Source organism: Bradyrhizobium sp. UFLA01-814, assembly GCF_046718885.1.
GTDB lineage: Bacteria > Pseudomonadota > Alphaproteobacteria > Rhizobiales > Xanthobacteraceae > Bradyrhizobium > Bradyrhizobium elkanii.
In genome coordinates, this window is sequence record NZ_JAQOSR010000006.1 from 58,490 (window position 1) to 83,082 (window position 24,593).

The 24,593-nt window shown below is 64.5% G+C and carries 21 protein-coding genes and 1 tRNA gene; 17 read left to right on the forward strand and 5 right to left on the reverse strand.

The features are described from left to right. Positions 1–41: 41 nt before the first annotated feature. The 6 genes from PMN64_RS03310 to ggt all read left to right on the forward strand — a co-directional run bounded on the left by PMN64_RS03310 (position 42) and on the right by ggt (position 6,463). A complete protein-coding gene (locus tag PMN64_RS03310) occupies positions 42–527 on the forward strand; it encodes a DUF1801 domain-containing protein (protein ID WP_411779695.1) in 486 nt (161 codons plus the stop codon). 215 nt (positions 528–742) lie between these two features. Next, positions 743–2,020 (forward strand): sulfite dehydrogenase, encoded by a 1,278-nt coding sequence (gene soxC, locus PMN64_RS03315; protein WP_411779696.1) that lies wholly within the window; start codon positions 743–745, stop codon positions 2,018–2,020. Positions 2,021–2,054: 34 nt separating this feature from the next. Then, positions 2,055–2,552 (forward strand): c-type cytochrome, encoded by a 498-nt coding sequence (locus tag PMN64_RS03320; protein WP_411779718.1) that lies wholly within the window; start codon positions 2,055–2,057, stop codon positions 2,550–2,552. A 136-nt stretch (positions 2,553–2,688) separates the two neighbouring features. Then, entirely contained in the window at positions 2,689–2,997 is a 309-nt protein-coding gene (locus PMN64_RS03325; protein WP_411779697.1) for a BA14K family protein, read from the forward strand. A gap of 146 nt (positions 2,998–3,143) precedes the next feature. Then, a complete protein-coding gene (locus tag PMN64_RS03330) occupies positions 3,144–4,643 on the forward strand; it encodes an amino acid permease (RefSeq protein WP_411779719.1) in 1,500 nt (499 codons plus the stop codon). 83 nt (positions 4,644–4,726) lie between these two features. Further along, positions 4,727–6,463: a gamma-glutamyltransferase gene (gene ggt, locus PMN64_RS03335; protein ID WP_411779698.1), complete on the forward strand. Its 1,737-nt coding sequence runs from the start codon at positions 4,727–4,729 to the stop codon at positions 6,461–6,463. 119 nt (positions 6,464–6,582) lie between these two features. Here ggt and PMN64_RS03340 read toward each other — a convergent pair whose 3' ends face one another. After that, the gene (locus tag PMN64_RS03340) at positions 6,583–6,933 is read right to left on the reverse strand and encodes a hypothetical protein (protein WP_411779699.1); all 351 of its coding nucleotides are present in this window, start codon (positions 6,931–6,933) and stop codon (positions 6,583–6,585) included. A gap of 543 nt (positions 6,934–7,476) precedes the next feature. Between PMN64_RS03340 and PMN64_RS03345 the strand changes: the two genes are divergently transcribed. The 4 genes from PMN64_RS03345 to PMN64_RS03360 all read left to right on the forward strand — a co-directional run bounded on the left by PMN64_RS03345 (position 7,477) and on the right by PMN64_RS03360 (position 11,245). Further along, entirely contained in the window at positions 7,477–9,957 is a 2,481-nt protein-coding gene (locus PMN64_RS03345; RefSeq protein ID WP_411779700.1) for a penicillin-binding protein 1A, read from the forward strand. A 216-nt stretch (positions 9,958–10,173) separates the two neighbouring features. Beyond that, complete coding sequence (locus tag PMN64_RS03350) at positions 10,174–10,368, forward strand: hypothetical protein (RefSeq protein ID WP_411779701.1); 195 nt, start codon at positions 10,174–10,176, stop codon at positions 10,366–10,368. A 221-nt stretch (positions 10,369–10,589) separates the two neighbouring features. Further along, positions 10,590–10,663: transfer RNA gene (locus PMN64_RS03355), tRNA-Gln, on the forward strand. A 174-nt stretch (positions 10,664–10,837) separates the two neighbouring features. After that, entirely contained in the window at positions 10,838–11,245 is a 408-nt protein-coding gene (locus PMN64_RS03360; protein ID WP_018271115.1) for a GNAT family N-acetyltransferase, read from the forward strand. Positions 11,246–11,255: 10 nt separating this feature from the next. On the opposite strand, the gene PMN64_RS03365 is transcribed toward PMN64_RS03360, so the two are convergent. The 3 genes from PMN64_RS03365 to PMN64_RS03375 form a co-directional block, all read right to left on the reverse strand. Continuing rightward, entirely contained in the window at positions 11,256–11,762 is a 507-nt protein-coding gene (locus tag PMN64_RS03365; RefSeq protein ID WP_411779720.1) for an invasion associated locus B family protein, read from the reverse strand. A 105-nt stretch (positions 11,763–11,867) separates the two neighbouring features. Continuing rightward, positions 11,868–15,014 (reverse strand): efflux RND transporter permease subunit, encoded by a 3,147-nt coding sequence (locus tag PMN64_RS03370; RefSeq protein ID WP_411779702.1) that lies wholly within the window; start codon positions 15,012–15,014, stop codon positions 11,868–11,870. Continuing rightward, positions 15,011–16,180, reverse strand: coding sequence for an efflux RND transporter periplasmic adaptor subunit (locus PMN64_RS03375; protein WP_028344614.1), 1,170 nt, complete (start codon positions 16,178–16,180; stop codon positions 15,011–15,013). Before PMN64_RS03375 ends, PMN64_RS03370 begins: the two co-directional genes overlap by 4 nt. Positions 16,181–16,362: 182 nt before the next feature. On the opposite strand from PMN64_RS03375, the gene PMN64_RS03380 reads away from it, so the two are divergent. The 7 genes from PMN64_RS03380 to PMN64_RS03410 all read left to right on the forward strand — a co-directional run bounded on the left by PMN64_RS03380 (position 16,363) and on the right by PMN64_RS03410 (position 23,027). Continuing rightward, positions 16,363–16,824: a MarR family winged helix-turn-helix transcriptional regulator gene (locus PMN64_RS03380; protein WP_016841339.1), complete on the forward strand. Its 462-nt coding sequence runs from the start codon at positions 16,363–16,365 to the stop codon at positions 16,822–16,824. Between the two features lie 126 nt (positions 16,825–16,950). Continuing rightward, on the forward strand, positions 16,951–17,190 hold the full coding sequence (locus PMN64_RS03385; RefSeq protein ID WP_028344615.1) for a hypothetical protein: 240 nt from the start codon (positions 16,951–16,953) through the stop codon (positions 17,188–17,190). A 250-nt stretch (positions 17,191–17,440) separates the two neighbouring features. Further along, positions 17,441–20,008, forward strand: coding sequence for a TonB-dependent receptor (locus PMN64_RS03390; RefSeq protein WP_411779703.1), 2,568 nt, complete (start codon positions 17,441–17,443; stop codon positions 20,006–20,008). Positions 20,009–20,028: 20 nt separating this feature from the next. Beyond that, positions 20,029–20,718: a Fe2+-dependent dioxygenase gene (locus tag PMN64_RS03395; RefSeq protein WP_028334318.1), complete on the forward strand. Its 690-nt coding sequence runs from the start codon at positions 20,029–20,031 to the stop codon at positions 20,716–20,718. A 3-nt stretch (positions 20,719–20,721) separates the two neighbouring features. After that, a complete protein-coding gene (gene exbB / locus PMN64_RS03400; protein ID WP_411779704.1) occupies positions 20,722–21,762 on the forward strand; it encodes a tonB-system energizer ExbB in 1,041 nt (346 codons plus the stop codon). Between the two features lie 3 nt (positions 21,763–21,765). Further along, the gene (gene exbD / locus PMN64_RS03405) at positions 21,766–22,221 is read left to right on the forward strand and encodes a TonB system transport protein ExbD (RefSeq protein WP_411779705.1); all 456 of its coding nucleotides are present in this window, start codon (positions 21,766–21,768) and stop codon (positions 22,219–22,221) included. A gap of 11 nt (positions 22,222–22,232) precedes the next feature. Beyond that, a complete protein-coding gene (locus PMN64_RS03410; protein ID WP_069277763.1) occupies positions 22,233–23,027 on the forward strand; it encodes a TonB family protein in 795 nt (264 codons plus the stop codon). Positions 23,028–23,167: 140 nt separating this feature from the next. Here the strand turns inward: PMN64_RS03410 and PMN64_RS03415 are convergent, their stop codons facing one another. Next, positions 23,168–24,403: an ABC transporter substrate-binding protein gene (locus tag PMN64_RS03415; protein WP_411779706.1), complete on the reverse strand. Its 1,236-nt coding sequence runs from the start codon at positions 24,401–24,403 to the stop codon at positions 23,168–23,170. Positions 24,404–24,593 lie beyond the last annotated feature (190 nt).

A 24,593-nucleotide genomic window follows, 5' to 3' on the forward strand; every position in this document is an offset into this window, starting at 1 on the left:
AGGACGGACGCTGCGCAGCGCTGCGCGCGAGACGTGAACGGGTGAGAACGAGCACAAAGGCTGGCAAGACGCCAAAGACGTCGGCGAAGGGTGCGAAAAAGAGCGCCGTGAAGCGTGACACTGCAAAGCCGCGTCTGCTCGCAGGCGGCAATCCGCAGATCGCCAAGGGATATGGTGACGCTCCGGTGCAAGCCTATATCGCCGCGATGCCGGGGTGGAAGCGCGACGTCGGACGCAAGCTTGACGCGCTCATCGTGCGTACCGTCCCCGGCGTGCAGAAGGCGGTGAAGTGGAACTCGCCGCTCTACGGCATGGAAGGGGAAGGCTGGTTCCTCGGCATCCATGTCTTCACGCGCTACGTCAAGGTGGCGTTCTTTCGCGGCGCGTCGCTGCATCCGGTGCCGCCGGGCGAGTCCAGGCAGCAGCACACGCGCTATCTCGACATTCACGAGAACGACGAGCTCGACGAAGCCCAGCTCACCGCGTGGGTGAAGCAAGCCAGTCTATTGCCCGGCGAACGGATGTGAACGCAAGCAAAGACTGTCGAACAACGGCCATCACGCGCTGTCGATGCAGCTCTGCGCGATGAAGCATTGCCTCGCCTCAGCTGTTTGGTGTTAGGCTGCACCAGAGCACGATGAATCGTCATCGCGCTTTAGATTGTTGTCCTGGCATGATCTCTTCGGAAAACCGCTTCGCACTTTTCCGGATCATGCCCCGGTAACGTCAGAGGAAAACGTCGATGATCGAACACACGACGGACAAGCGCGTGCGAGAGGCGTCTCGCAGGCGATTCCTTCAGGCCGGTGCAGCACTGGCCGGTGGCACCGCGATATCGGGAGTTGCCGGTTCTACCGCGCTTGCCGAACAGGGGAATAATCTTCCGCCCAATGTGCCGGAATGGATGAAAGCGCCCGGTGACCCGATGGGTAGCCAGCCCTATGGCACGCCGTCGGTTCACGAGAAGGCCGTCGTCAAGAACATCTCGAAGACACTGCCGCAGTATATTTCCGCTTCGGGCCGCACGCCATTGCAGGAGCTCGACGGCATCATCACGCCGAACGGTTTGTTCTACGAACGCCACCACGGCGGCGTGCCGACCATCGACCCGGCCGAGCACCGGCTGGTGCTGCATGGCATGGTCGATCGCCCGCTGGTGTTCACGATGGAGGACATCCGCCGCTTTCCGTCGCAGTCGCGCATCCACTTCCTCGAGTGCTCCGGCAATCCGGTCTACACCAAGCCCTACGGCAAGACGGCCTCCGACCTCGTCGGCCTCCTGAGCTGCGCGGAATGGACCGGCGTGCCGCTCAAGACGGTGCTGGACGAGGCGGGCCTGCAGGCGGGTGCCAAATGGATCGTGGCCGAAGGCGCCGACGCCGCTGCGTTGACGCGCTCGATCCCGATCGAGAAATGCCTCGACGACGCCATGCTGGTCTACAGCCAGAATGGCGAGCGGCTGCGCCCGCAGCAGGGCTATCCGCTACGCCTGTTGCTGCCCGGCTTCGAGGGCAACATGAATGTGAAGTGGCTGCGCCGGCTCAAGGTCGTCGCCGAGCCGGCCTATTCGCGCGAGGAGACCTCGAAATACACCGACCCGATGCCCGACGGCACGTCGCGCGAATTCACCTTCTATATGGAAGCCAAGTCGATCATCACGCGGCCGTCCGGCGGGCAGAAGCTGACGACGCAGGGCTTTCACGAGATTACCGGCATCGCCTGGAGCGGTCACGGCAAGGTCAAGAGCGTCGAGGTCTCGCTCGACGAGGGCAAAAGCTGGCAGCAGGCCGAATTGCAGGAGCCGGTGTTGACGCGCGCGCTCACGCGCTTCCGCTTGCCCTGGCATTGGGACGGCAAGCCCGCCGTGATTCAGAGCCGTGCCATCGACGAGACCGGCTACGTCCAGCCGACGCTGGCGGAATTGGTCAAGGTGCGCGGTCTCAACTCGTTCTACCACAACAACGCGATCTGGCCTTGGCGCATCGATGCGAATGGTGAGGTGACCAATGGCCAGGCGTAAGCTCAAGGCGGCGTTCCTTGCGAGTGCGGTCGCGATGCTTGCCACTGCCGGGCAGGCCGAGGATCGCTTTGGCATCGGGCGTGCGGCAACGCCTGCCGAGATCGCCGGCTGGAACATCGATATCGGCCGTGACGGCTCCAACCTGCCGCCGGGCAGCGGCAACGTCGAGCGCGGCCGCACGGTGTTCAGCGAGCAATGCGCGGCGTGCCATGGCGACAGCGGGCAGGGCGGCGTCGGCGACCGCCTGGTCGGCGGACAGGGCACCTTGGCGAGTCCCAAGCCGATCCGCACTGTCGGCAGCTATTGGCCCTATGCGCCGACGCTGTTCGACTACATCCGCCGCGCGATGCCGCAGCACGCGCCGCAGTCGCTGAGCAATGAGGACGTCTACGCGGTGTCCGCCTACATCCTCAGCCTGAACGGCATCGTGCCGGCCAATGCGGTGCTCGACGCCAAGTCGCTCGCCACGATCAAGATGCCGAACCGCGACGGGTTCGTCTCCGACCCGCGGCCGGACGTGCATAACCATTGAGCGGCGGGCCACGGCTGACTTGCTCGCAGCATCGTGACGCCGTGGCCCCTGTGCCCGGAGGATTGCCGTCCCTATCTCCGTTTGGGGGCGGCTCGGCCGTCATCCGGCACACGTTTATTGATCGATAGGAGGCCGCATGACCAGGTCATGGGCAGTCGCAGCCGCCATGCTGCTCGTGGGAATGACGTTCACGCCGGTCGCGGCCCAGATGTCGGAGCCGGCATATTTCGACGCGCAAAATCCCGGGCGCAGCGCGATCAACGGCGGCGCCCTGACGCCATGGGGTGAGGCCCAGGAGGCCGCGCAGCGCGGGAGCAATCCGGCGAACGCCTACGGTGCCATGCCCGCGGCGCAGCCATCTTCCGCCTGTGCGCGTTACCGTTCATTCGATCCGGCGTCCGGCACCTTCCTTGGCCGCGACGGCCGTCGCCATCCCTGCCAATAAGGCCTTGCACCGCGCTTGGCGGTGGATAATGGCGCCGGCATTCGCCCGGCGCGCGAACGACTGGACGTTAGCCGCGTTATAGTCTGCCGATCGTGTCGGGTCCCGCCGGACCCGAGCGGCGGAGGACACCCGGCGTGACAGACGCTCTGGCCGGTTTCTGGGACCGAAAGTCGACCTCGGACCTGTTGCGGGAGGCGGCGCGGGCCGACGGCGACGCGGAGACGCCGATCTTCAGGCGCTCGCTGTCGGCGTTGCAGCTGGTCACGCTCGGCATCGGCGGCATCATCGGCGCCGGCATCTTCGTGCTGACGGGCCACGCGGCCGCCGCCAATGCCGGTCCCGCGGTCACGCTCTCCTTCATGATTGGTGCGGTGGCCTGCGCCTTCGCCGGCCTGTGCTACGCCGAGATGTCGTCGACGGTGCCGATCTGCGGCAGCGCGTACACCTATGCCTATGCCACGCTCGGCGAACTGATCGCCTGGATCATCGGCTGGGATCTAATCCTTGAATACGCGGTCGGCGCGATCGCGGTCTCGGTCGGGTGGTCCGGCTATTTCGTCAGTCTGATGCGCGATTTCGGCATCAACCTGCCGCAGCAATTCACCTCGGCGCCGCTCGCCTACGACGTCAACACCGGCGCGTGGTCGTCGACCGGTGCGGTCATCAACATCCCGGCGATGGCGATCATCGCCTTCGTGACCACGCTGCTGGTGGTCGGCATTCGCGAGTCCGCGCGCTTCACCAGCTTCGTCGTCGTGGTCAAGCTCGTCGTGATCGCGCTGTTTCTCGCCACCGCGGCTTCCTCGGTGACGCTGGCGAACTGGGTGACGGCGAGCAACCCGGAGGGCGCGCTGATCCCGCCGAATGCCGGTCCTGGCGTGTTCGGCTGGTCCGGCGTGGTCCGCGGCGCGGCGGTGGTGTTCTTCGCCTATATCGGCTTCGATGCGATCTCGACCGCGGCGCAGGAGGCGAAGACGCCGGAGCGCGACATGCCGATCGGCATTCTCGGCTCGCTCGTGATCTGCGCCGCGCTCTATGTCGCGGTCGGATTCGTGCTGACCGGCATCGTGCCCTATGATCGGCTCAGTGTGCCTGATCCGATCGCCGTCGGCATCGATGCGATCGGCATCGGCTGGCTCGGTCCGTTCATCAAGCTCGGCATCCTGTTCGGATTGACATCGGTGATCCTCATCATGCTGCTGGCGCAACCGCGGATCTTTCGCGCCATGGCGCATGACGGATTGCTGCCGGGCTTTGCCGCCAAAATCCACCCGCGCTTCCAGACACCCTATGTCTCGACCATCTTCGCAGGCACCGTCGCCGCTGTTCTCGGCGGGCTGTTGCCGATCGGGCTGGTCGGCGAACTGGTCTCGATCGGCACGCTGTTCGCATTCACGGTGGTCTCGATCGGCACGCTGGTGCTGCGCGTGCGCGATCCGGAATTGCCGCGTCCGTTCAAGGCGCCGGCGATCTGGCTGGTGGCCCCGGCTGCCGCTGCAACCTCGCTGTTCCTGATGTTCGGCCTGCCGCTCGACACCTGGATCAGGCTCGCGGTGTGGCTACTGATCGGGCTTGTGATCTATGCGGCCTATGGCAGACGGCATAGCCGGCTGCGGGCGAGCGGTGGAGACCGCGCGGGCCTATAGTGCGCGCGCGTGCGGCCTGCTAGATGTACGCGTTGAGATAGCGCTGCAAGCCGCGACAGTCGGCGCAGGTCCCGGGAGGCTTCATGAAAAATCCAAATGCACGCGCGCGATGGATGGTCGCCGCGCTCGTCTCGGTCGGCATCGTGTCGGCAGTTCCCGGTCGCGCGGCCTCGGTTGCGCCGGTCGCCGCCGAGAACGGCATGGTGGTTTCCGCGCAACATCTTGCCACGCAGGTCGGCGTCGAGGTGTTGAAGCGGGGCGGCAATGCGGTCGATGCGGCGGTCGCCGTCGGTTATGCGCTTGCAGTGGCCTATCCCGCCGCCGGCAATCTCGGTGGCGGCGGATTCATGACCATCCAGTTCGCCGACGGCCGCAAGACCTTCCTGGATTTCCGGGAGACCGCGCCGAAGGGCGCCACCGCCGACATGTATCTCGACAAGGAAGGCAAGATTGTCGCCGGCCTCTCCACCAAGGGCCATCTCGCCGTCGGCGTGCCCGGTTCGGTCGCGGGCATGGAATATGCGCGCGAGAAATACGGCACCATGAAGCGCGCCGACGTGATCGCGCCGGCGCTGCAACTCGCCGAGGACGGTTTCGTGCTCGATCGCGGCGACATTCAGATGTTGGATTCTGCGGTCGACGATCTTCGCCAGGATCCGCCCTCGGCCGCGATCTTTCTCAACAATGGAAACCCGTTCCAGGTCGGCGAACGGCTGGTGCAACACGAACTTGCCGAGACGCTGCGCGAGATCAGCAAGCGCGGCACGGATGGCTTCTACAAGGGCTGGGTCGGTGCTGCGATCGTCGCCGCGAGCCGGGGCGGCAAGGGCCTGCTGACGCAGGAGGATCTGAACAACTACAGGGTTCGCGAGCTGGCGCCGGTCGAATGTGACTATCGCGGTTACCACGTGGTCTCGGCGCCGCCGCCTAGTTCGGGCGGCGTGGTGATCTGCGAGATGCTCAACATCCTCGAAGGCTATCCGCTGAAGGAGCTCGGCTACCATTCGGCGCAGGCGGTGCACTACCAGATCGAGGCGATGCGCCACGCCTACGTCGATCGCAACAGCTATCTCGGCGATCCGGACTTCGTGAAGAATCCGCTCGAGCGCCTGCTCGACAAGACCTACGCCGCGAAGATCCGTGCCACGATCGACCCGGCAAAGGCCGGCGTCTCCAGGGACATCAAGCCCGGCGTTCCGCCGCATGAGGGCAGCAACACCACGCACTATTCGATTGCCGACAAGGACGGCAATGCGGTGTCGGTCACCTACACGCTGAACGACTGGTTCGGCGCCAAGGTGACGGCGGCCAAGACCGGCGTGCTGCTCAATGACGAGATGGACGACTTCACCGCCAAGGTCGGCGTCCCGAACCTGTATGGGCTGGTGCAGGGGGAGGCCAACGCGATCGTCCCCGGCAAGCGTCCGCTGTCCTCGATGAGCCCGACCATCGTCTCCAAGGACGGCAAGCCGGTCATCGTGATGGGCACCCCGGGCGGCAGCCGCATCATCACTGCCGTGCTGCTGACGATGATCAATGCCATCGACTACGGCATGAACGCGCAGGAAGCCGTGGACATGCCGCGCTTCCACCAGCAATGGCTTCCCGAGGCGACCAACCTCGAGGACTTCACGCTGTCGCCGGACACGCGGAAGATCCTGGAGGGCATGGGCCACAAATTCGGGCCGCCGCAGCCTGCCAATCACCTCGCGGTCATCATCATCGGGGCGCCATCGCTGGACGGCAAGCCGGTCGGCAACAACCGCTTCTATGGCGCGAACGATCCGCGCCGCAATTCGGGGCTCGCTGCGGGGTATTGAGCGTGACGCCCAACGACAACCCGTAGCCCGGATGAGCGAAGCGATATCCGGGTCTTGTTGAGCTCCCGCATGTCGCTCCGCTCATGCGGGCTACCCCCTCCAATTGATCCGCGCTGCGGTCAGGCGACGGCGGTCGACCTGCCGTCGTCGTGCCCGCTGGTCAGCAGCAGGCGCCGGCGGATCGCGTCTTCGACCAGGGCCAGGGATTGCTTGGCTTCGCGCGCCTCGGCTTCGGCGGCATGGGCCCGGAATTCGGCCGCATCGAGCTGCTCCTGTTGGGACTCGATGCGCCGTCGGGCTTCCTCAAGCGCCCGCGACGCATCCCTCAATTTGCGCTCGGTGGCGGCGATGATTTCGAGCTGCGCCTGTTCGGCGGCCTCGGCGCGGGCCTCGCCGGCGCGAGCCCTGTGCTCGATGCTGCGGAACAGATCCGCCGCCTGATGGACGAGGTCCAAGGCTTCTGTGCCCATGGCCGATGTGGGTGGTCTTGGAAATCCAAGGACATTCGGGTCGGCCGTAAATGGCCGTCGAAATCCGCGCAGTGCCATCCAAATCAGCCCGTCGCGAGTCGGTGTATGCCAACAACTTGCGGTAGTTATAGTTAACAAATCCTTAATGTGATCGGCGCGCCGGCGCTGTCCACCGGTTTCTGATGTCGCAGCACCCAAATCGGCGGGCGGATAGGGGAATCGATCCGTCCGGCCCGCGCTTTTCTTTCGTAACGTGCTCTCCGCGCAAGCGTAGCGAGACCGCAGCGCTATCAGGCGCGGCGCGCGAATCGCGCAGCGCTGCAGCGGAGATCGATGCAGCCTCCGCGGGCACCGCCAGTCGGCGAGGTCTGCCGATTTGGCTGCGGGTGCGAGCCGGGCTCTATGGCATAAGTTTGACGCCTGGCTTGCTTTAATTCTCCGGTGTTGAATTGCAGGTCCATGGAGCGACCGATATACCGGGCGGCCTAAGTGGCACGCAGCGCGCTCAGAACGAGCGACGTATTCGCCACGGAAATCTGGTCGATGAAATTTCTGTTGCGGTTCTTCGGGTTCCTGTTCACCGCAGGCACCATCCTGTTCCTGGCTGGTCTGGCCGCAGTCGCAGGGCTGTTCTGGCATTTCTCCAAGGACCTGCCCGACTATTCGCAGCTCCAGAACTACGAGCCGCCGGTGATGACCCGCGTGCATGCGGCCGACGGCTCGCTGCTCGGCGAATACGCCAAGGAGCGCAGGCTCTATCTGCCGATCCAGGCGGTGCCGAAGCTCGTGATCAACGCGTTCCTCGCCGCCGAGGACAAGAATTTCTACGAGCATGGCGGCATCGACTATACCGGCATGGCGCGCGCCGGCGTCTCCTACATCCAGAACTTCGGTTCCAACCGGCGGCCGCAGGGCGCCTCGACGATCACCCAGCAGGTCGCCAAGAACTTCCTTTTGACCAACGAGGTCTCGTTCACCCGCAAGATCAAGGAAGCCTTGCTGGCGATGCGAATCGAGCGGGCTTACTCCAAGGACAAGATCCTCGAGCTCTATCTCAACGAAATCTATCTCGGCCTTGGCGCCTACGGCATCGCGGCGGCCTCGCTGGTGTATTTCGACAAGTCCGTCAATGAACTGACGGTCGCGGAAGCGGCCTATCTGGCGGCGCTGCCGAAAATGCCGGCCAGCCTGCATCCGGTGCGCAACCGCGCGCGCGCGGTCGAACGCCGCAACTACGTGATCGACCGCCTGCAGGAGAACGGCTGGATCACCGCGGCCGACGCCGACAAGGCGCGCAAGGAGCCGCTGACCGTCACCAACCGCAGCAATGGCGCGCACACCTTCGCCGGCGAATATTTCTCGGAAGAAGTCCGCCGCGACATCTTCGAGCGCTATGGCGAGAAGAAGCTCTATGAAGGCGGCCTGTCGGTGCGCACCACGCTCGACCCCAAAGTCCAGGTGATGGCGCGCAAGGCCATGGTGGCTGGGCTCGTCAACTATGACGAGCAGCAGGGCTATCGCGGTGCGATCCAGAAGCTCGATCTGACCAGTGACTGGGGCGTGCCGCTCGCCGAGATTAAGTCGCTGTCCGACATCTCGCCGTGGCGGATGGCGGTGGTGCTGGAGAGCAACGATCAGTCGGCACGGATCGGCTTCCAGCCGGGCCGCGAACTCGGCGGCGCCATCAGCAAGCAGCGCGAGACCGGCATCGTCACGATGGACGGCGTGCGCTGGGCCAGGAGCAGGGGCAAGACGCCGACATCGGTGGCGCAGGTGCTGCAGCCCGGCGACGTGATCTACGCCGACCCGCTCTTCAGCAAGGACGGCCAGCGCGTCGAAGGCCAGTACCGGCTGCGTCAGATCCCCGAATTGTCGGGTGCGATGGTGGCGATGGATCCGCACACCGGCCGCGTGCTGGCGATGGTCGGCGGCTTCTCGTTCGACCAGAGCCAGTTTAACCGCGCGACCCAGGCCTATCGGCAGCCCGGCTCGACCTTCAAGCCGATCGTCTATTCGTCGGCGCTCGACAATGGTTACACCGGATCGACCATGATGATCGACGCCCCGATCGAGATCGACCAGGGGCAGGGCAACATCTGGCGGCCCGAAAACTTCTCCACCGGCAAGTATCAGGGCCAGGTGACGCTGCGCAACGCGCTGCGGCTGTCGCTCAACACGGTGACCGTGCGGTTGGCGCAGGAAATCGGCATGCCGCTGATCGGCGAGTATGCAAAGCGCTTCGGCGTCTATGACGAGTTGCCGAACTATCTTGCCTATGCGCTCGGCGCCGGCGAGACCACGGTGATGCGGATGGCCACGGCCTATTCGATGATCGCCAATGGCGGCGTCCGCGTGAAGCCGACCTTGATCGACCGCATCCAGGACCGCTACGGCCACACCATCTTCAAGCACGATCAGCGCGAATGCCGCGGCTGCGACGCGCCGGAGGGCTGGAAGAGCCAGCCGGAGCCGCAGCTCGTCGACCGCCGCGAACGGGTACTCGACGCGATGTCCGCCTACCAGATCACCTCGCTGATGGAGGGCGTGATCCAGGCCGGTACCGGCACCGCGCTGAAGGACGTCGGCAAGCCGCTCGCCGGCAAGACCGGCACCTCGAACGAGGCGAAGGATCTCTGGTTCGTCGGCTTCTCGCCGGACCTCGTGGTCGGTCTCTATGTCGGCTACGACAAGCCGCGTTCGCTCGGCCGCAACGCGCAGGCCGGCCACACCGCAGCGCCGATCGCGCGCGACTTCCTGAAGCTCGCGCTGGCCGACAAGCCCGCCACCCCGTTCAAGCAGCCGGTCGGCATCCGGCTGGTCCTGGTCGATGCCAAGACCGGCCAGCGCGCCGCGCCTGGCCAGAACAGGGGCGTGGTGCTCGAAGCCTTCAAGCCGGGCCAGGCGCCGCCGTTCAATGATCCCGGGATGGTCGCCGGCACCGATGTGATCGACGGCACCCAGCAGGGCATCTCGCCGGACGCCGATCGGGCCGTGATGCGGTCAGGGACGGGCGGGCTGTACTGAGGCCCGCCGGCGGGCATCCGCCGACTAGAACCGTATGGCCTCGTGCACGCCGCGGCAACGCGACGGTGCGGCGCTTTGTCAGGGACGAGCGGGCTGCAGCGGTTGAACGCGCCGCTTGCGGGATCGACCTATCAGAGAGGTCGGCAGAATCGCTGGAGATCGAGCAGGCCTTCCGCGCGGGAGGTGTGTCCCGACGGTGGATCGCGAATGATCAGGATGTTCAAGGTCGTCGCTCACATCGTGTGGGCGGTTTCCGTGATCGGGCTCGGGACGCTGATCGGCGCGAGCTATGGGTGGGCGCATCACGGCTGGATCGGCGCGATCGCGCTCGGCACCGTTGGGTTCAGTGTCGGGGCATTCCTTGCCATCGATCCGCTCATCGTTCTTGAATTCCTTCATGGAAGCCTTTGACGCCGCGACCGGAGGGGAAGCTGCCGCCTGTCGATGGTCGCATCCGGATGGCCGGCGGTCCGGCCGCGATTTTCACACCCATTCCCCGCCAACAATGCTTGCCAAGCGTGGGACCAAGCGGGTAGAAGGTCGCACTCGCGCGGGCGCTGATTTGGCAGGCGAACCCGCTGCACCGAGATGTCCAGTCATTCAGCTAAGCAGTTGATACCACGGACAATTCTTGGGGAATGGTGTAACGGTAGCACAACAGACTCTGACTCTGTTTGTCTTGGTTCGAATCCAGGTTCCCCAGCCAATCTGCCTCGGTGGCGCGGTCATCCTCTGAAATGTCGACGAGATTGCCGGGCGCGGCCTGCGCCTGATGCAGGACGCGGTATGGGCCATCACGGCATGAGGGTGGATCAGTCCCGCGTAATCCACCATGGTCTCGCGCGTGTGGTCCGGCCCGTTGCGACAGAGGTTTAAGGTGATGGACGAAATTCTCTATGCCCGCGAAGCGTCGATCGGCGTCGACGAGTTCATCGAGGTGCTGCGCCAGTCGGGCCTCGGCGAGCGGCGACCGCTGGCGGATACCGACCGGATGGAGCGCATGATCGCCAATGCGAATCTGATCGTGACGGCGCGGAAGGCGGGCAAGTTGGTCGGCGTGTCGCGCGCGCTGACCGATTTCGCCTATTGCTGCTATTTGTCGGACCTTGCGGTCGATCGCGGGTATCAGGGACATGGCATCGGCAAGCGCCTGATCGCGGAAACGCGGCGTCTCGCCGGACCTGAATCGATGTGTCTGCTGTTGTCGGCGCCGGACTCGATCGGGTTCTACAAGACCATCGGCATGCCGCAGCCGGACAACGCGTTCCTCTACAAGCGGGAGCGATAACTGCGCGGGCCTACTTGATCTTGTCGTAGACCGTCGCGAAGTCGGCAAGCGGCATCGGGATAGAGATGGTTTCCTTGCCGAGATTCTGGAACGACACCTTGAGCTGCTTGCCCGATTTCAGCTGGCTCAGGACATCGGCGGCGATCGGCGTGTTGATGTAGCAGCCGTGTGCCTCGCAGGTCTGGATCGGCACGTCGACGGCCTTGCCGTCGTCGACCTGCAGCTTGGCGCCGACAGGCAGGTTCAGTCCGAGCGGAAGCTGGATCAGCGCAACCGGCGTGCGGGTGTCGCCGGGAACGCGGATGTTGACCAGCACGATGAGCTGCCCGGTCTTGGTGAGCACCGCGGTCTGTTCCATCGCGCATTCGAGCGGGGCGTCGCGGCTCGCACTGGTGCAGCGCGCGACCCAGCCGGAATTGTTGGGGGCTGCTGCATCACCCTGAGGAGCGGCGGGAGCAGCTGCCGGAGCGGGCGCGTTCTTGCTCTTGGCCGTCTGGGCGTGGCCAGCGTGGGCCATGCCGAACAAGGTCAACAGGACGAAGAGCGACTTTGCGACAATCTTCACGATACCGGCTCCGAAATGGACATCTTTCGGATGTGCCGGGATGCCGGCAAAGTCAAGTCACTCGGCGGCCTCCTTGACCGATCCATGCTCGCCGTCGTCCGCGTCGTGGTCGGCGGGCGGCGAGCGGCCCCAGTTGGCAAACGCGTTGGAGAGCTTGTCGAGATAGAGATAGACGACCGGCGTCGTGAACAGCGTCAGCGCCTGGCTGACGATCAGGCCGCCGACCATGGCGTAGCCGAGCGGCTGGCGGATTTCCGAGCCGGTGCCGGTCCCGAGCATCAGCGGCACGCCGCCGAGCAAAGCGGCCATCGTCGTCATCATGATCGGGCGGAAGCGGAGCAGGGCGGCCTGGCGGATCGCCGCCACCGGCTCCATGTGCTGGTCGCGCTCGGCCGCGATCGCGAAGTCGACCATCATGATGCCGTTCTTCTTCACGATGCCGATCAACAGGATGATGCCGATCAGCGCGATCAGCGAGAAGTCGAAGCCGGCCGCCATCAGGATCGCGAGCGCGCCGACGCCGGCTGACGGCAGCGTCGACAGAATCGTGATCGGGTGGATGTAGCTCTCATAGAGAATGCCGAGGATCAGGTAGACGACCACGAGCGCCGCGAGGATCAACAGCGGGACGGTCGACAGCGATTGCTGGAACGCCTGCGCAGTGCCCTGGAAGCTCGAGCTCAGGGTCGGCGGCGCGCCAAGGTCGACCATCGCCTTCTGCACAGCTTCCGTCGCCTGGCCGAGCGCCACACCCTGCGCCAGGTTGAACGAGATGGTGATCGCCGGGAACTGGCCCTGGTGGCTGATCGAGAGCGGCCGTACCGGCACGCTGGTCCAGGTCGCGAATGTCGAGATCGGCACCTGTTCGCCGGTCAGTGGTGACTTGATGTAGATGTTGTTCAGCGTGTCGATCGCGCCCTGCAGCTCCGGCAGCACCTCGAGGATCACGTGGTAGCTGTTGAGCTGGGTGAAGTACTGCGTCACCTGGCGCTGGCCGAACGCATCATAGAGCGTGTCGTCGATCAGCTGCGGCTGGATGCCGTAGCGCGAGGCGGTGTCGCGGTTGATCTTCAATTCGAGCGTGGTGCCGTTGGTCTGCTGGTCCGTGGCGACGTCGCGCAGCTGCGGCAGCGTCTGCATCTTGCCGAGAATCTTCGGCGCCCATTCGTTCAATTCGGCGAGGTTGGCATCCTGCAGCGTGAATTCGAACTGGGTGCGGGTCGGGCGGCCGCCGAGGCGGACGTCCTGCGCGGCCTGCATGAACAGCCGGGCACCCTCGACCTTCTCCAGCTTCGGCCGCAGCCGGGCGATGACCTGCTGTGCGTTGGCGTCGCGATCCTTCAGCGCCTTCAGCGTGATGTACATCGCGCCGTTATTGCCGGCACGGCCGCTGCCGCCGATCGCCATCGCCACCGTCGCCACTGCGGGATCCTGCATGACGATCCTGCCGAGCTCCTCCTGCTTCCGCTTCATGTCGGCGAAGGAGATGTCCTGGTTGGCTTCCGAGGTCGCGGTGATCAGGCCGACGTCCTGCTGCGGGAAGAAGCCCTTCGGGATGATGACGAACAGATAGACCGACAGCGCCAGCGTCCCGAAGAAGATCATCAGCGTCGTGAACTTCCAGCGCAAGGCGAGGTCGAGCACGCTCTGATAGCCGCGCAGCATGGCGTCGAAGCCGCGCTCGCTGAGCTGGTAGAACCGACCGTGCTTCTCGTCATTGTGGGCGCGCAGGAAGCGCGAGGCCATCATCGGGGTCAGCGTCAGCGATACGAACATCGAGACGAAGATCGTCATCGCGAGCACGACCGCGAATTCGCGGAACAGGCGGCCGATGATGCCGCCCATTAAGAGCAGCGGGATCAGCACCGCGACCAGCGAGATGCTGATCGAAACGATGGTGAAGCCGATTTCCTGCGAGCCCTTGAAGGCGGCAGCCATCGGCTTCTCGCCCTCTTCGATGTAGCGGCTGATGTTCTCCAGCATCACGATGGCGTCGTCGACCACGAAGCCGACCGCGATCGTCAGCGCCATCAGCGACAGATTGTCGAGCGTGTAGCCGAACACCCACATCAGCGCGCAGGCGCCGAGCAGCGCCAACGGCACCGTGACCGTCGGGATCACGGTCGCCCAGAAACTGCGCAGGAAGACGAAGATCACCATCACGACCAGGAAGATGGTCAGGAGCAGGGTGAACTGGACGTCCTCGACCGCCGCGCGGATCGTGGTGGTGCGGTCGCTGATCACGTCGATCTTGATCGCCGGTGGGATCGCCGCGACCAGCCGGGGCAGCGTCGCCTTGATCTTGTCGACGGTGTCGATGACATTGGCGCCGGGCTGCTTGAAGATGACGAGGAACACGCCGCGCTTGCCGTTGGCCCAGGCGGCCTGCTTGGCGTCCTCAGGTCCGGTGACGGCCTGGCCGATGTCACGGATCCGCAGCGGCCCGCCATTGCGGTAGGCGATGATGACGTCGTTCCACGGGCTCGCCGTGAGCAACTGGTCGTTGGCGTAGATGGTATAGGCACGGGTGGCGCCGTCGATATTGCCCTTCGGACTGTCGACGGTGGCGATGTTGATCGCGGCGCGGACATCTTCCAGCGACAGGCCTTTGGCGACGAGCTTGGCAGGGTCGATCTGGACGCGAACCGACGGCTTCTGCTGGCCGCCGATGATGACCTGCGCAACGCCCGAGATCTGGCTGATCTGCTGCGCCAGCTGGGCGTCGACGGCGTCGCTGACCGTCGTCAGCGGCAGCGTGTCCGATGTCGCCGACAGCAGCATGATCGGCGAGTCGGCCGGGTTGACCTTGCGATAGGTCGGCGGCGAGGGAAGGGTTTTCGGCAACTGGCCGCTGGCCGCGTTGATGGCGGCCTGCACGTCATTGGCGGCGCCGTCGATGCTGCGGTTGAGATCGAACTGAATGGTGACCGCCGCCGTGCCGAGATAGCTCGTCGAGGTCATCTGCGCGATGCCCGGGATCTGCGCGAACTGGCGCTCCAGCGGCTGGGCGACCGAGGTCGCCATCGTTTCCGGGCTGGCGCCGGGCAGGGTCGCGGTGATCTGGATGGTGGGGAAGTCCACCTGCGGCAGCGGCGCGACCGGCAGCAGCGGATAGGCGACGAGGCCGACGAACAGGATGCCCGCCATCAGCAGCGAGGTGCCGATGGGGAAGCGAATGAATGGTGCGGAAATTCCGGCGCTCATTCCTGCGTAACCTTCGACTGGGACGGATCCGAACTCGCCACCGCCGTTGTCACCAGGGTTCCCGGCGAGACCTTGTACTGGCCCGCGGTGATCACCTGCTGTCCGGGCGACAGGCCCTCGTCGATCACCGACTTGCCGTCGATCGACTGGCTGACCTTGATCTTGCGAAGCTCGGCCTTGTTCTCCTGATTGACTGAATACGCGTAGAGGCCATCGGTGCCATGCTGCACCGCGTCATCCGGGACGATGGTGGCATCCTTCAAGGTTCTGACCAGAAGCCGGGTCGAGACCGACTGGCCCGGCCACAGCGCGTGGTCCTTGTTATCAAACACCGCCTTCAGCCGGACAGTCCCGCTAGTGGTGTCGACCTGATTGTTGATCAGCGCCAGGGTTCCGGTGGATAGCACTCGCTTGCCGTCGGTGGTCAGGGCAATGGTCTTGGGCGGCGCCACGGCCAGCGCCGCCTTGATATCCGGCAGCTGGTCTTCCGGTGCGGTGAAGATCACCGTGATCGGCTCGATCTGGGTGATCGTGACAATGCCGGTCTGCGCCGAGGCATTGACGATGTTGCCGATATCGACCAGTCGCAGGCCGACAATGCCGTCGATCGGGGACTTGACGGTGGTGTAGTCCACCTGGGTCTGGGCGTTGAAGATGGCGGCCTCGTCAGCGGAGATCTGGGCGGTCAGCTGGGCTACCGTGGAGCGCTGGGTGTCGAGCTGCTGGCGCGTCGCGAACTCGCCGAGCTTGGTGTAGCGCTGCAGGTCGAGATTGGCGTTGGCGAGATTGGCTTCGTCCTGGGCCTTCTTGGCCTTGGCCTGGTCGAGCGTCGCCTGATAGGGCCGCGGATCGATCTCGACCAGCGTGTCACCCGCCTTGACGAACTGGCCTTCCTTGAAGGCGATCCTGGTGATCTGGCCGTCGACCCGGGTGCGGACCTGGACGGTGTTGAATGCCTGCACGGTGCCGAGGCCGGTGAGATAGACCGGGAAGTCGGCCTTCTCGACCGGCGAAATCTTGACCGGAACGGCCGGGCGTTGGGCGGAGCGCTTCTGCGCGGCTTCGGCAGCCTGCTGGTTGCTCGTGTGTTTCTGCCAGCCGAAATAACCGGCGGCGCCGACCGCAGCGATCACTAAAACCCAACCGATGGTGCGTGACTTCGACATGCGGACTCTTGGGTTCGACGTAACAATAAAGGGTGATCGAAACGGTTCACAGAGCTTGCGGATATAATATGCGTGCACTTAATGTGTAAACACACCAAGGCTTGAGAATCCTAAACATTTGGAAAGGTTTAGGTCAGAAACGAGCAGAAACATTTCGTCTGGGAAACGCACCGAGGACCCCTATGTCGCTCGATCTCAAACGCCAGTTTATTGCGCAGCTCGTCGAGAGTTCCCGGCTGCTGCGCAATTATATCGATCATCGCGCCAAGGCGCGAGGCACCACGCGCGCGCAATGGATCGTGCTCTTCCGCCTGCGCGAGCAGGAGGGACTGTCTCAGGTCGATCTCGCCGACGTCCTCGAATTGCAGCCGATCTCGCTGGTGCGGCTGCTCGACCGCCTGGTCGAGCATGGCCTGCTCGAACGGCGTCCCGATCCCAGGGATCGCCGTGCCAATCGCCTGTTCCTGACCAGGAGCGGGCGCCGCCTCGTCGACGATCTCGACAGTTTGCGCGACGCGATCGCCGGCGACGTGTTGCGCGACGTCTCGGACAAGCATGTCGAAAGCGGCCTCGCCACGCTTCGCGAGGTCAAGGATCGCATCAAGGCGCTCGGCGAGGAGGCGGAGCGCATCGCCGCGAAATAGCGCGTCTCATCGCGCGCAGATCCTGCTCTCCATCGGTTCATCTGTTGCAGCTTGCGCGAGCCGGTTGAAACGCCGCGGGATGTCGTTCATATCGCGCAGCGACGATGCGAGAGGATGAGGGCCGCGATGGATGAGTTGAACGGGCGCATGATGGCATGCCAGATCCTGGTCACCGGATTGATCGCGCGCGTCGCCAACGAGCAGCGGGACCCGCTGCGTTTTCTCACCGACTTCCGCGACGAGATCAAAGCGGTCGTCAACGGCGTCAATATCGCCGGCCTCGAAAACAGCGACCGCGTGCGGCAGGTCGCGCAGCGGACGATCGACGAGCTGTTTTCGCTGATGAAGCCACCAAGCGCCGAGTGATCGCGTGGACAGCGCCCGCAAGCGGCGGTCAATGACGGCAGCACCGATTTAGAACGATTATTAGAACGCTTAAAAACTACAGTTTAGAACGATTTCAAACCGTAGATTAGAATCGCTTTGAATTGGGGCGATTCAAGCCAACTGTTGCGCTCGTCGCATTGATAAAAAAAGTCACGCTCGATAACCGAAAGAGACAGTTCGTCGCAGCTTCATTTCGCGAGCGGGCTGACTTTTCTGGGGCGAGCAAGACATGAGCAATATGAAGGCGCCGAGATCGCTGCGCTTTGATGCAGCGATCGGTACGGCTGATGACACCGGTTATTCCGCCACGAAGGTCTCCGCAGTCGCGAGCCTGATCGCGGTGGCGTCGTTTTCGGGGGCCGAGGCGCAGCAATCCAACCTGCCGCCGGTGAACGTTGATGCCCCGGTCGCTCGCCCGCGGCCCGTGACGTCAAAGCCCACTGCGGACCAGGTCCGCGCCCGCAACGCGCTGCGTCGCGCCGCGCGCCGCAACAACCAGCAGGCCCAGCAGGCGCCGGTGCCGTTTCCCAACGCCGGCGGTCTTCCCGCCGACCGCGATCCCTATGCGGATCCGGCCGCGCCGTACAAGGGCGACCGTTTGCAGTCGTCCGGGAAATATCCCGAGCCGATCCTGAACACGCCGAAATCGGTCACCGTGCTGACCAAGGACGTGCTCGAAGACAAGAACGCCACATCGCTGAAGTCGGCGATCCTGTCGACCGCCGGCGTCACGCTCGGCACGGGCGAGGGCGGCAATGCCTTCGGCGACCGCTTCTTCATCCGCGGCTTCGACGCGCGCAACGACATCTTCATCGACGGCGTGCGCGACTCCGGTGTCAGCGTCCGCGAGAACTTCTTCACCGAGCAGGTCGAGATCCTGCGCGGCCCGGGCTCGTCCTTTGCAGGGCGCGGCACCACCGGCGGCGCGATCAACATCGTCACCAAGCAGGCGACGACGCAGAACAGCTTCTACAACATGGACACCACGTTCGGCACCGATCGCACCAAGCGCGTGACGCTCGACGTCAACCAGGTGATCAGCCCGACGCTGGCGATCCGCGCCGGCGGCCTGTTCCAGGATGCCGGCGTCGCCGGCCGCAGCTATGTCACCGACGACCGCAACGGCGCGTTCGTCGCCGGCGCGTGGAAGCCGGTCGACGCGGTGAAGATCACCGGCAACTACATCCACACCGAACTCACCGGCATCCCGGATTTCGGCGTGCCGTATTACCGGCCGAGCACCGCGAGCACGGCTGGCGGCCCGTTCCCGGATTTCGGCGTCAACCGCAACAATTTCTACGGCTTCGTCAATCGCGACTTCTTCAGGACCGGGCAGGACATCGGCACCATCAACGCCGAGGTGCAGATCACGCCGGACCTCGTGGTCAGCAACAAGATCCGGGAATCGCGCTCGACCCAGAACTACATCGGCACGCTGCCGGAAGCCCCGACGCTGGCCGCCGGCGCTCCGTTCACGGCGTATACGCTGAGCGCCAATCCGCAAAGCCGCTACCAGGTCACCGACGTGTTCGCCAACCAGACCGAGGCGACCTACAAGTCGGTCGACGGCCTCGGCTTCAAGCACACGACGACGGCCGGCGTCGAATATGACAACGAGCGGTCCTCGATCGACAGATATCTTGGCCTGAGCTCGGAAATAACGACCGGTACGTCGGCTTTCACGGGAAGCGGATCGCTCTCCGGCGTCAGCGTGTTCAATCCGCAATACACCAACATTCCGTTCCCGATTCCATCGGGGCTGTCCGGGCTGCCGACCAAGATCGGGATCGACACCACCAGCGGCTACATCATGGATACCGCGAACTACAATGACTTCGTGATCCTCAATGGCGGTATCCGCTATGACGACTACAAGATCAACACGTCGGGATATCTGACGTCGGGTACCAGGACGACATTCGGCAGTCAGTCGGCCGACTTCGGGATGCCGAACTTCAATCTCGGCGTCACATTGAAGCCGTTGCCGAACGGCAGCGTCTATGCGGCCTATGCGACCTCGTCGAACCCGGTCGGCGCCGAGTTCGACGGCACCAGCACGGCGTATGGCGGCCTGTCTCCCGTGCTGAACGGCGGCAATACCCAGATATTCGGGCCGGAAAAGAACAAGGCGATCGAAGTCGGCACCAAGTGGGAATTGTTCGATCGTCATCTGCTGGTGACGGCGGCGCTGTTCCAGACCGAGAAGGAAAATGCGCGCGAATCGCAGAACGTGAACAACGCAACCGCGGCCGCAGCGCTCGGCTGCTCCTATCCGACCGGGACGACCGGCAATATCTCCTGCATCACCGCGGGCGCGGCTTATCGCATCCGCGGCATCGATCTCGGCGTCGGCGGCAAGATCACCGACAAATGGAGCGTGTTCGGCGGTCTCGTCCTGATGCAGTCGGCAGTGACGAGGTCGCTGGCGCCGCCGGCCAACACCATCCTGTACTCCAGCAATGTCGGATTGCCGCTCGCCAACGTCGCGCATCAGTCGTTCAGCATGCTGACCAAGTACCAGCTCACCGACATGTGGGAGCTCGGCGGGCAGGCGGTGTATCGCTCGAAGGTCTATGGCGGCACGCTGCTCGCGGCCAACCAGGGCACCTCGATCCCGAGCTACTGGCGCTTCGACGCCTTTGCCGAAGCAAAGATCGACAAGCACTGGACGATGAAGCTGTTCGTCAACAACATCTTCGACAAGCGCTACTACGACGCGCTGTACCAGAGCGCGGCGCCGTTCGTGCTCGAAGCGCCGGGACGCGCCGCGTATCTGGTTGTTTCTGCGCGTTACTGACGGAGGCTTCGCGGCGACAGATGCTGGTCTGTGTTCCCAACGTATTGAGCAAGGCTGATGTGGCGGACTTCCGCCGCATCATGGCGCAAGCCGAATGGGAGGACGGCCGCTCGACCGCCGGCGCCGCGTCCGCGATGGTCAAGCGCAACGAGCAGCTGCCGCCCGACAGCGAGGTCGCGCGGCAGCTCGGCAACCGCATCCTGTCGGCGCTGTCGGCGAGCCCGCGCTTCATCTCGGCGGCGATCCCGCTTAGAATCTTTCCACCCTTGTTCAACCGCTATGCCGCCAGCGACGGGCACCATTTCGGCCTGCACGTCGACAATGCGGTGCGCGGCGACAGACTGACCGGCATGAGGATCCGGACCGACCTCTCGGTCACGCTGTTTTTATCGGAGCCGGAGGACTACGATGGCGGCGAGCTCGTCATCGAAGACCTCTACGGATCCCATGAAATCAAGCTGCCGGCAGGGGATCTGGTAGTTTATCCTGCTTCCAGTTTGCATCTGGTCACGCCGGTCACGCGGGGGACGCGGGTAGCGTCTTTTTTCTGGCTGCAGAGCATGGTACGGGATGCACACGCGCGCAGCCTGATCTTTGATCTCGATACCGCGATCCAGGCTCTGGTGGAGCGGCTGGGGCGCGATGACCCCGAAACGGTCAAATTGACCGGGATTTATCACAACCTGATCCGTCACTGGGCTGAAGTGTAACTGATGATGACATTCAAGTTCCCCGCTGCATCCGCCATGATCGCCTCGCTGGCGATGCTGCTGCTGGCCGCGCCGTCTTCGGCGCAGCAGCAAACGGCGCCTGTAGCGCAGCCCGCGCCCGTGACCCGGCCTCAGCCCGCACCCGCGGCCCAGCCGGCGGCAGCCCAGCCTGCGGCGGCTGCCCAAGCCGCACCGGTGGCCGCCCAGCCGGCACAAGCGACGCCGCAGGCTCAGGCCGCGCCGGCCCCTGCCGCGGCGGCTCCGACGGCGAACGAGGCCTCCCTGGCTGCGCCCGCGAGCGGCGACGGCAAGTCGCTGAAGTCGACCTCGACCGGCCTGCACGAATTGTCGCCGTGGAATATGTTCTTGAACGCCGACATCATCGTGAAGGCGGTGATGCTCGGTCTCGCTTTCGCCTCGCTCGTGACCTGGACCGTGTTCATCGCCAAGATGGTCGAGCTGACGGTCGCGCAGCGCAAGCTGCGTGGCGCGCTGGCCAAGATCGCTGAATCGCGGTCGCTGGCCGAAGCGCAGTTCGCGCTCGGCGCCAAGGGCAGCGTGCTGTCGTCGTTCATCGCGGCTGCGATGCGCGAGGGGCGCCTGTCGGCGGGCATCTCGAGCGACAGCGGCATCAAGGAGCGCGCGGCGTCGAGCTTCGCCGAGATCGTGCGCGCCGAAGCCCGCAAGATCCGCATCGGTATGGGCCTGCTCGCGACCATCGGCGCGACGTCGCCCTTCGTCGGCCTGTTCGGCACCGTCTGGGGCATCATGAACAGCTTCATCGGCATTTCGAAGTCGCAGACCACGAACCTTGCCGTGGTGGCGCCGGGCATCGCGGAAGCGCTGCTCGCGACCGCGATCGGCCTCGTCGCGGCGATCCCGGCCGTGATCATCTACAACCACTTCTCGCGGGTCACGAAGGTCTATCTCGAGCTCGTCAACCGCGCCTCGGGCGCCGCGGGACGGCTGTTGTCGCGCGACCTCGACCGCACCCATGGCGACGTTCCGCGCAGCGCGCATGCGCGCGCCGCGGCGGCGGAGTAGGCGATGGCGGTCTCGATCTCCGAAAACGATGGCGACGACGATTTCGCGGAATCCCACGAGATCAACGTCACGCCGTTCATCGACGTCATGCTGGTGCTGCTGATCATCTTCATGGTGGCGGCACCGCTTTCGACCGTCGATCTTCCGATCGATCTGCCGACCTCCAGCGCGACGCCGCAGAAGAAGCCGGACAAGCCGACCTATCTCAGCATCAAGCCGGATCTCACGCTGGCGATCGGGGAGAACGCGGTGAAGCGCGTCGACCTGGTCAATTCGCTGGATGCCATACCCGACATGAGCCGGGACAAATACGTGTTCCTGCGGGCCGATCGGATGGTACCCTATGGCGAGCTGATGGGCGTGATGGAGCTGCTGCGCGCCGGCGGCTACACCCATGTGAAGCTGGTCGCGCTCGAGGGCGTTCCGGGAGCGCCTGCGGCCGCGCAGGCCAAACCCTGACGGCGAACGCGATGTCCACCAACCCCGATCTTGACCTGCGGACCTCGAAGCGGCTCTGGGTGATCGCTGCCGTGACGGCGGTCGGGCTTCATCTGGGCGGTGCCGCACTGGCGCTGACCAATTTGCGCGGCGACGATGGCGACGAGGGGCTTGGCGCGGCCGGCGCGGAGTACGCCGTCGAGCTGGCTTCCGCGGATGCGACCGAAGAGGCCTTACCGCCCGGACCGCTGGCTGACGAGCAGCAGGCTGTGCAGGAAATGGCGCAGCAGAAGGCCGAGGTGAAGGACACCGACCTGCCTCAGGAAAAGCCGGTGGAGTCCGACGACCCCGATCGCATCGTGACGGAAGACACCGCCAAGAAGCAGAAGGAGGAGGAGGCCAAGGTCGCCAAGGTCGAGACCAACGCGCAGGAAGCGCAGCAGGCCTCGGAGGCGGCCGCGCCGACCAAGCTGGAAGACGCGCGTCAGTCGGAAACCACCAAGGCACCCAACCCAGGCATCGGCAAGGACAAGCTGCTGCTGACCGCCAAGTGGGGCAAGAAGATCAGCGCTTATCTCGACCTGCACAAGAAATTCCCGGAGAAGGGTAAGGCCAAGGAGGCCAAGGTGAAGGTCGCCCTGGTGCTGAATCGTCTGGGCAAGGTGCTGTCGGTTGCCGTGCTGGAATCGTCTGGAGATGCGGCCTTTGACGACGCGGCGATCTCGATGGTCCACCGGTCCGATCCGGTCCCGGCGCCGCCGGCCGACCTGACCGACGATCAGTTCTCCTTCAGCCTCGACGTCAATTACAACAAGCCGAAGAAGTAGCGCGCCGCGGCTGCCTGCGATTAGACGCTGGTGTCATTCCGGGGCGCGACAAGTCGCGAACCCGGAATCCATTTCTCCATTGAATGTGCCGCTGGTCGATTCTTGGTTCGCCGTTTCACGCGGCCCGGAACGACGTTGCCTTAGCTCTTCTTCACCAGCGCGCAGACGCTCTTCTCGAGCGGCAGCCAGGCTTCGTCCGCCGGGATGGTGGCGACTAGCTTGTAATAGTCCCACGGATATTTCGAGTCCGACGGTTTCTTGACCTCGAACAGGTAGGCGGGGTGGATCTTGCGGCCGTCGACGCGGATCGAGCCCTTGCCGAACAGGGGATCGTCGGTCGGCAGCTCCTTCATCTTGGCGACCACGGCGCGGCCGTCATGCGGATTGCCGCCGAGCGCTTCCAGCGCCTTGAAATAGTGGATCAGCGACGAATAGACGCCGGCCTGCACCATGGTCGGCGGGTTCTTCTTGAAGCGCTCCATGAAGCGCTTGGTGAAGGCGCGGGTCTGGTCGTTCATGTCCCAGTAGAACGTCTCGGTGAAGTTCAGCCCCTGCGCGACGTTGAGGCCGAGCGCGTTGATGTCGGTGATGAACAGCAGCATGCCGGCGAGCCGCTGACCGCCCGAGACGATGCCGAATTCCGCGGCCTGCTTGATCGCATTGGTGGTGTCGCCGCCGGCATTGGCGAGCCCGACGATCTTGGCCTTCGAGCTCTGCGCCTGCAGCAGGAAGGACGAGAAGTCGGCATTGTTGAGCGGATGCTTGACGCTGCCGAGCACCTTGCCGCCATTCGCAGTGACCACCGCCGAGGTGTCGCGCTCGAGCGCCTGGCCGAACGCATAGTCCGCGGTTAGGAAGAACCAGGTGTCGCCGCCGGATTTCACCAGCGCCTTGCCGGTGCCGTTGGCGAGCATGTAGGTGTCGTAGACCCAGTGTACCGTGTTCGGAGAACACTGCGCGCCCGTGAGGTCGGACGAGGCGGAGCCCGAGTTCAGGTTGACGACGTTCTTCTCCTTCGAGAGGTTGGCAATCGCGAGCCCGACATTGGAGGCCGCGAGATCGACGAACACGTCGACCTTCTCGACATCGATCCACTGCTTGCCGATGTTGACCGCGACATCGGGCTTGTTCTGGTGATCGGCCGAGATCAGATCGATCTTCCAGCCCTTCGCCAGCAGCCCGGAATCCTCGATCGCCATCTGCGCCGCCACCGTCGAGCCGGGACCGCCGATGTCCTGATAGAGGCCGGACTGATCGCCGAGCGCGCCGACCTTGGCGACCTTGTCCATCGTCTGCGCCGACGCACCGCCGCAGAACGCAAGACTCGTGGTCATGACCAACGCCGTCGTGACCGAGGCTGCAATGGAACGCTTCATCTTCCCTCCAGTATGATTTTGTTTTTTTGAGTTCCGCATTATGCCCGGCATCGGGCGCATCGCCTAGAGCGCCGGCGCGATCGCTCGCGCGCGATATTCCACGCCACGGCGATTGCGCAGCCGGTGACGCGCGACGCGATGCCGCGGTGTGCGTAGGTCGATCGTCAGACGCGGGATAGGGTGAAGCGTG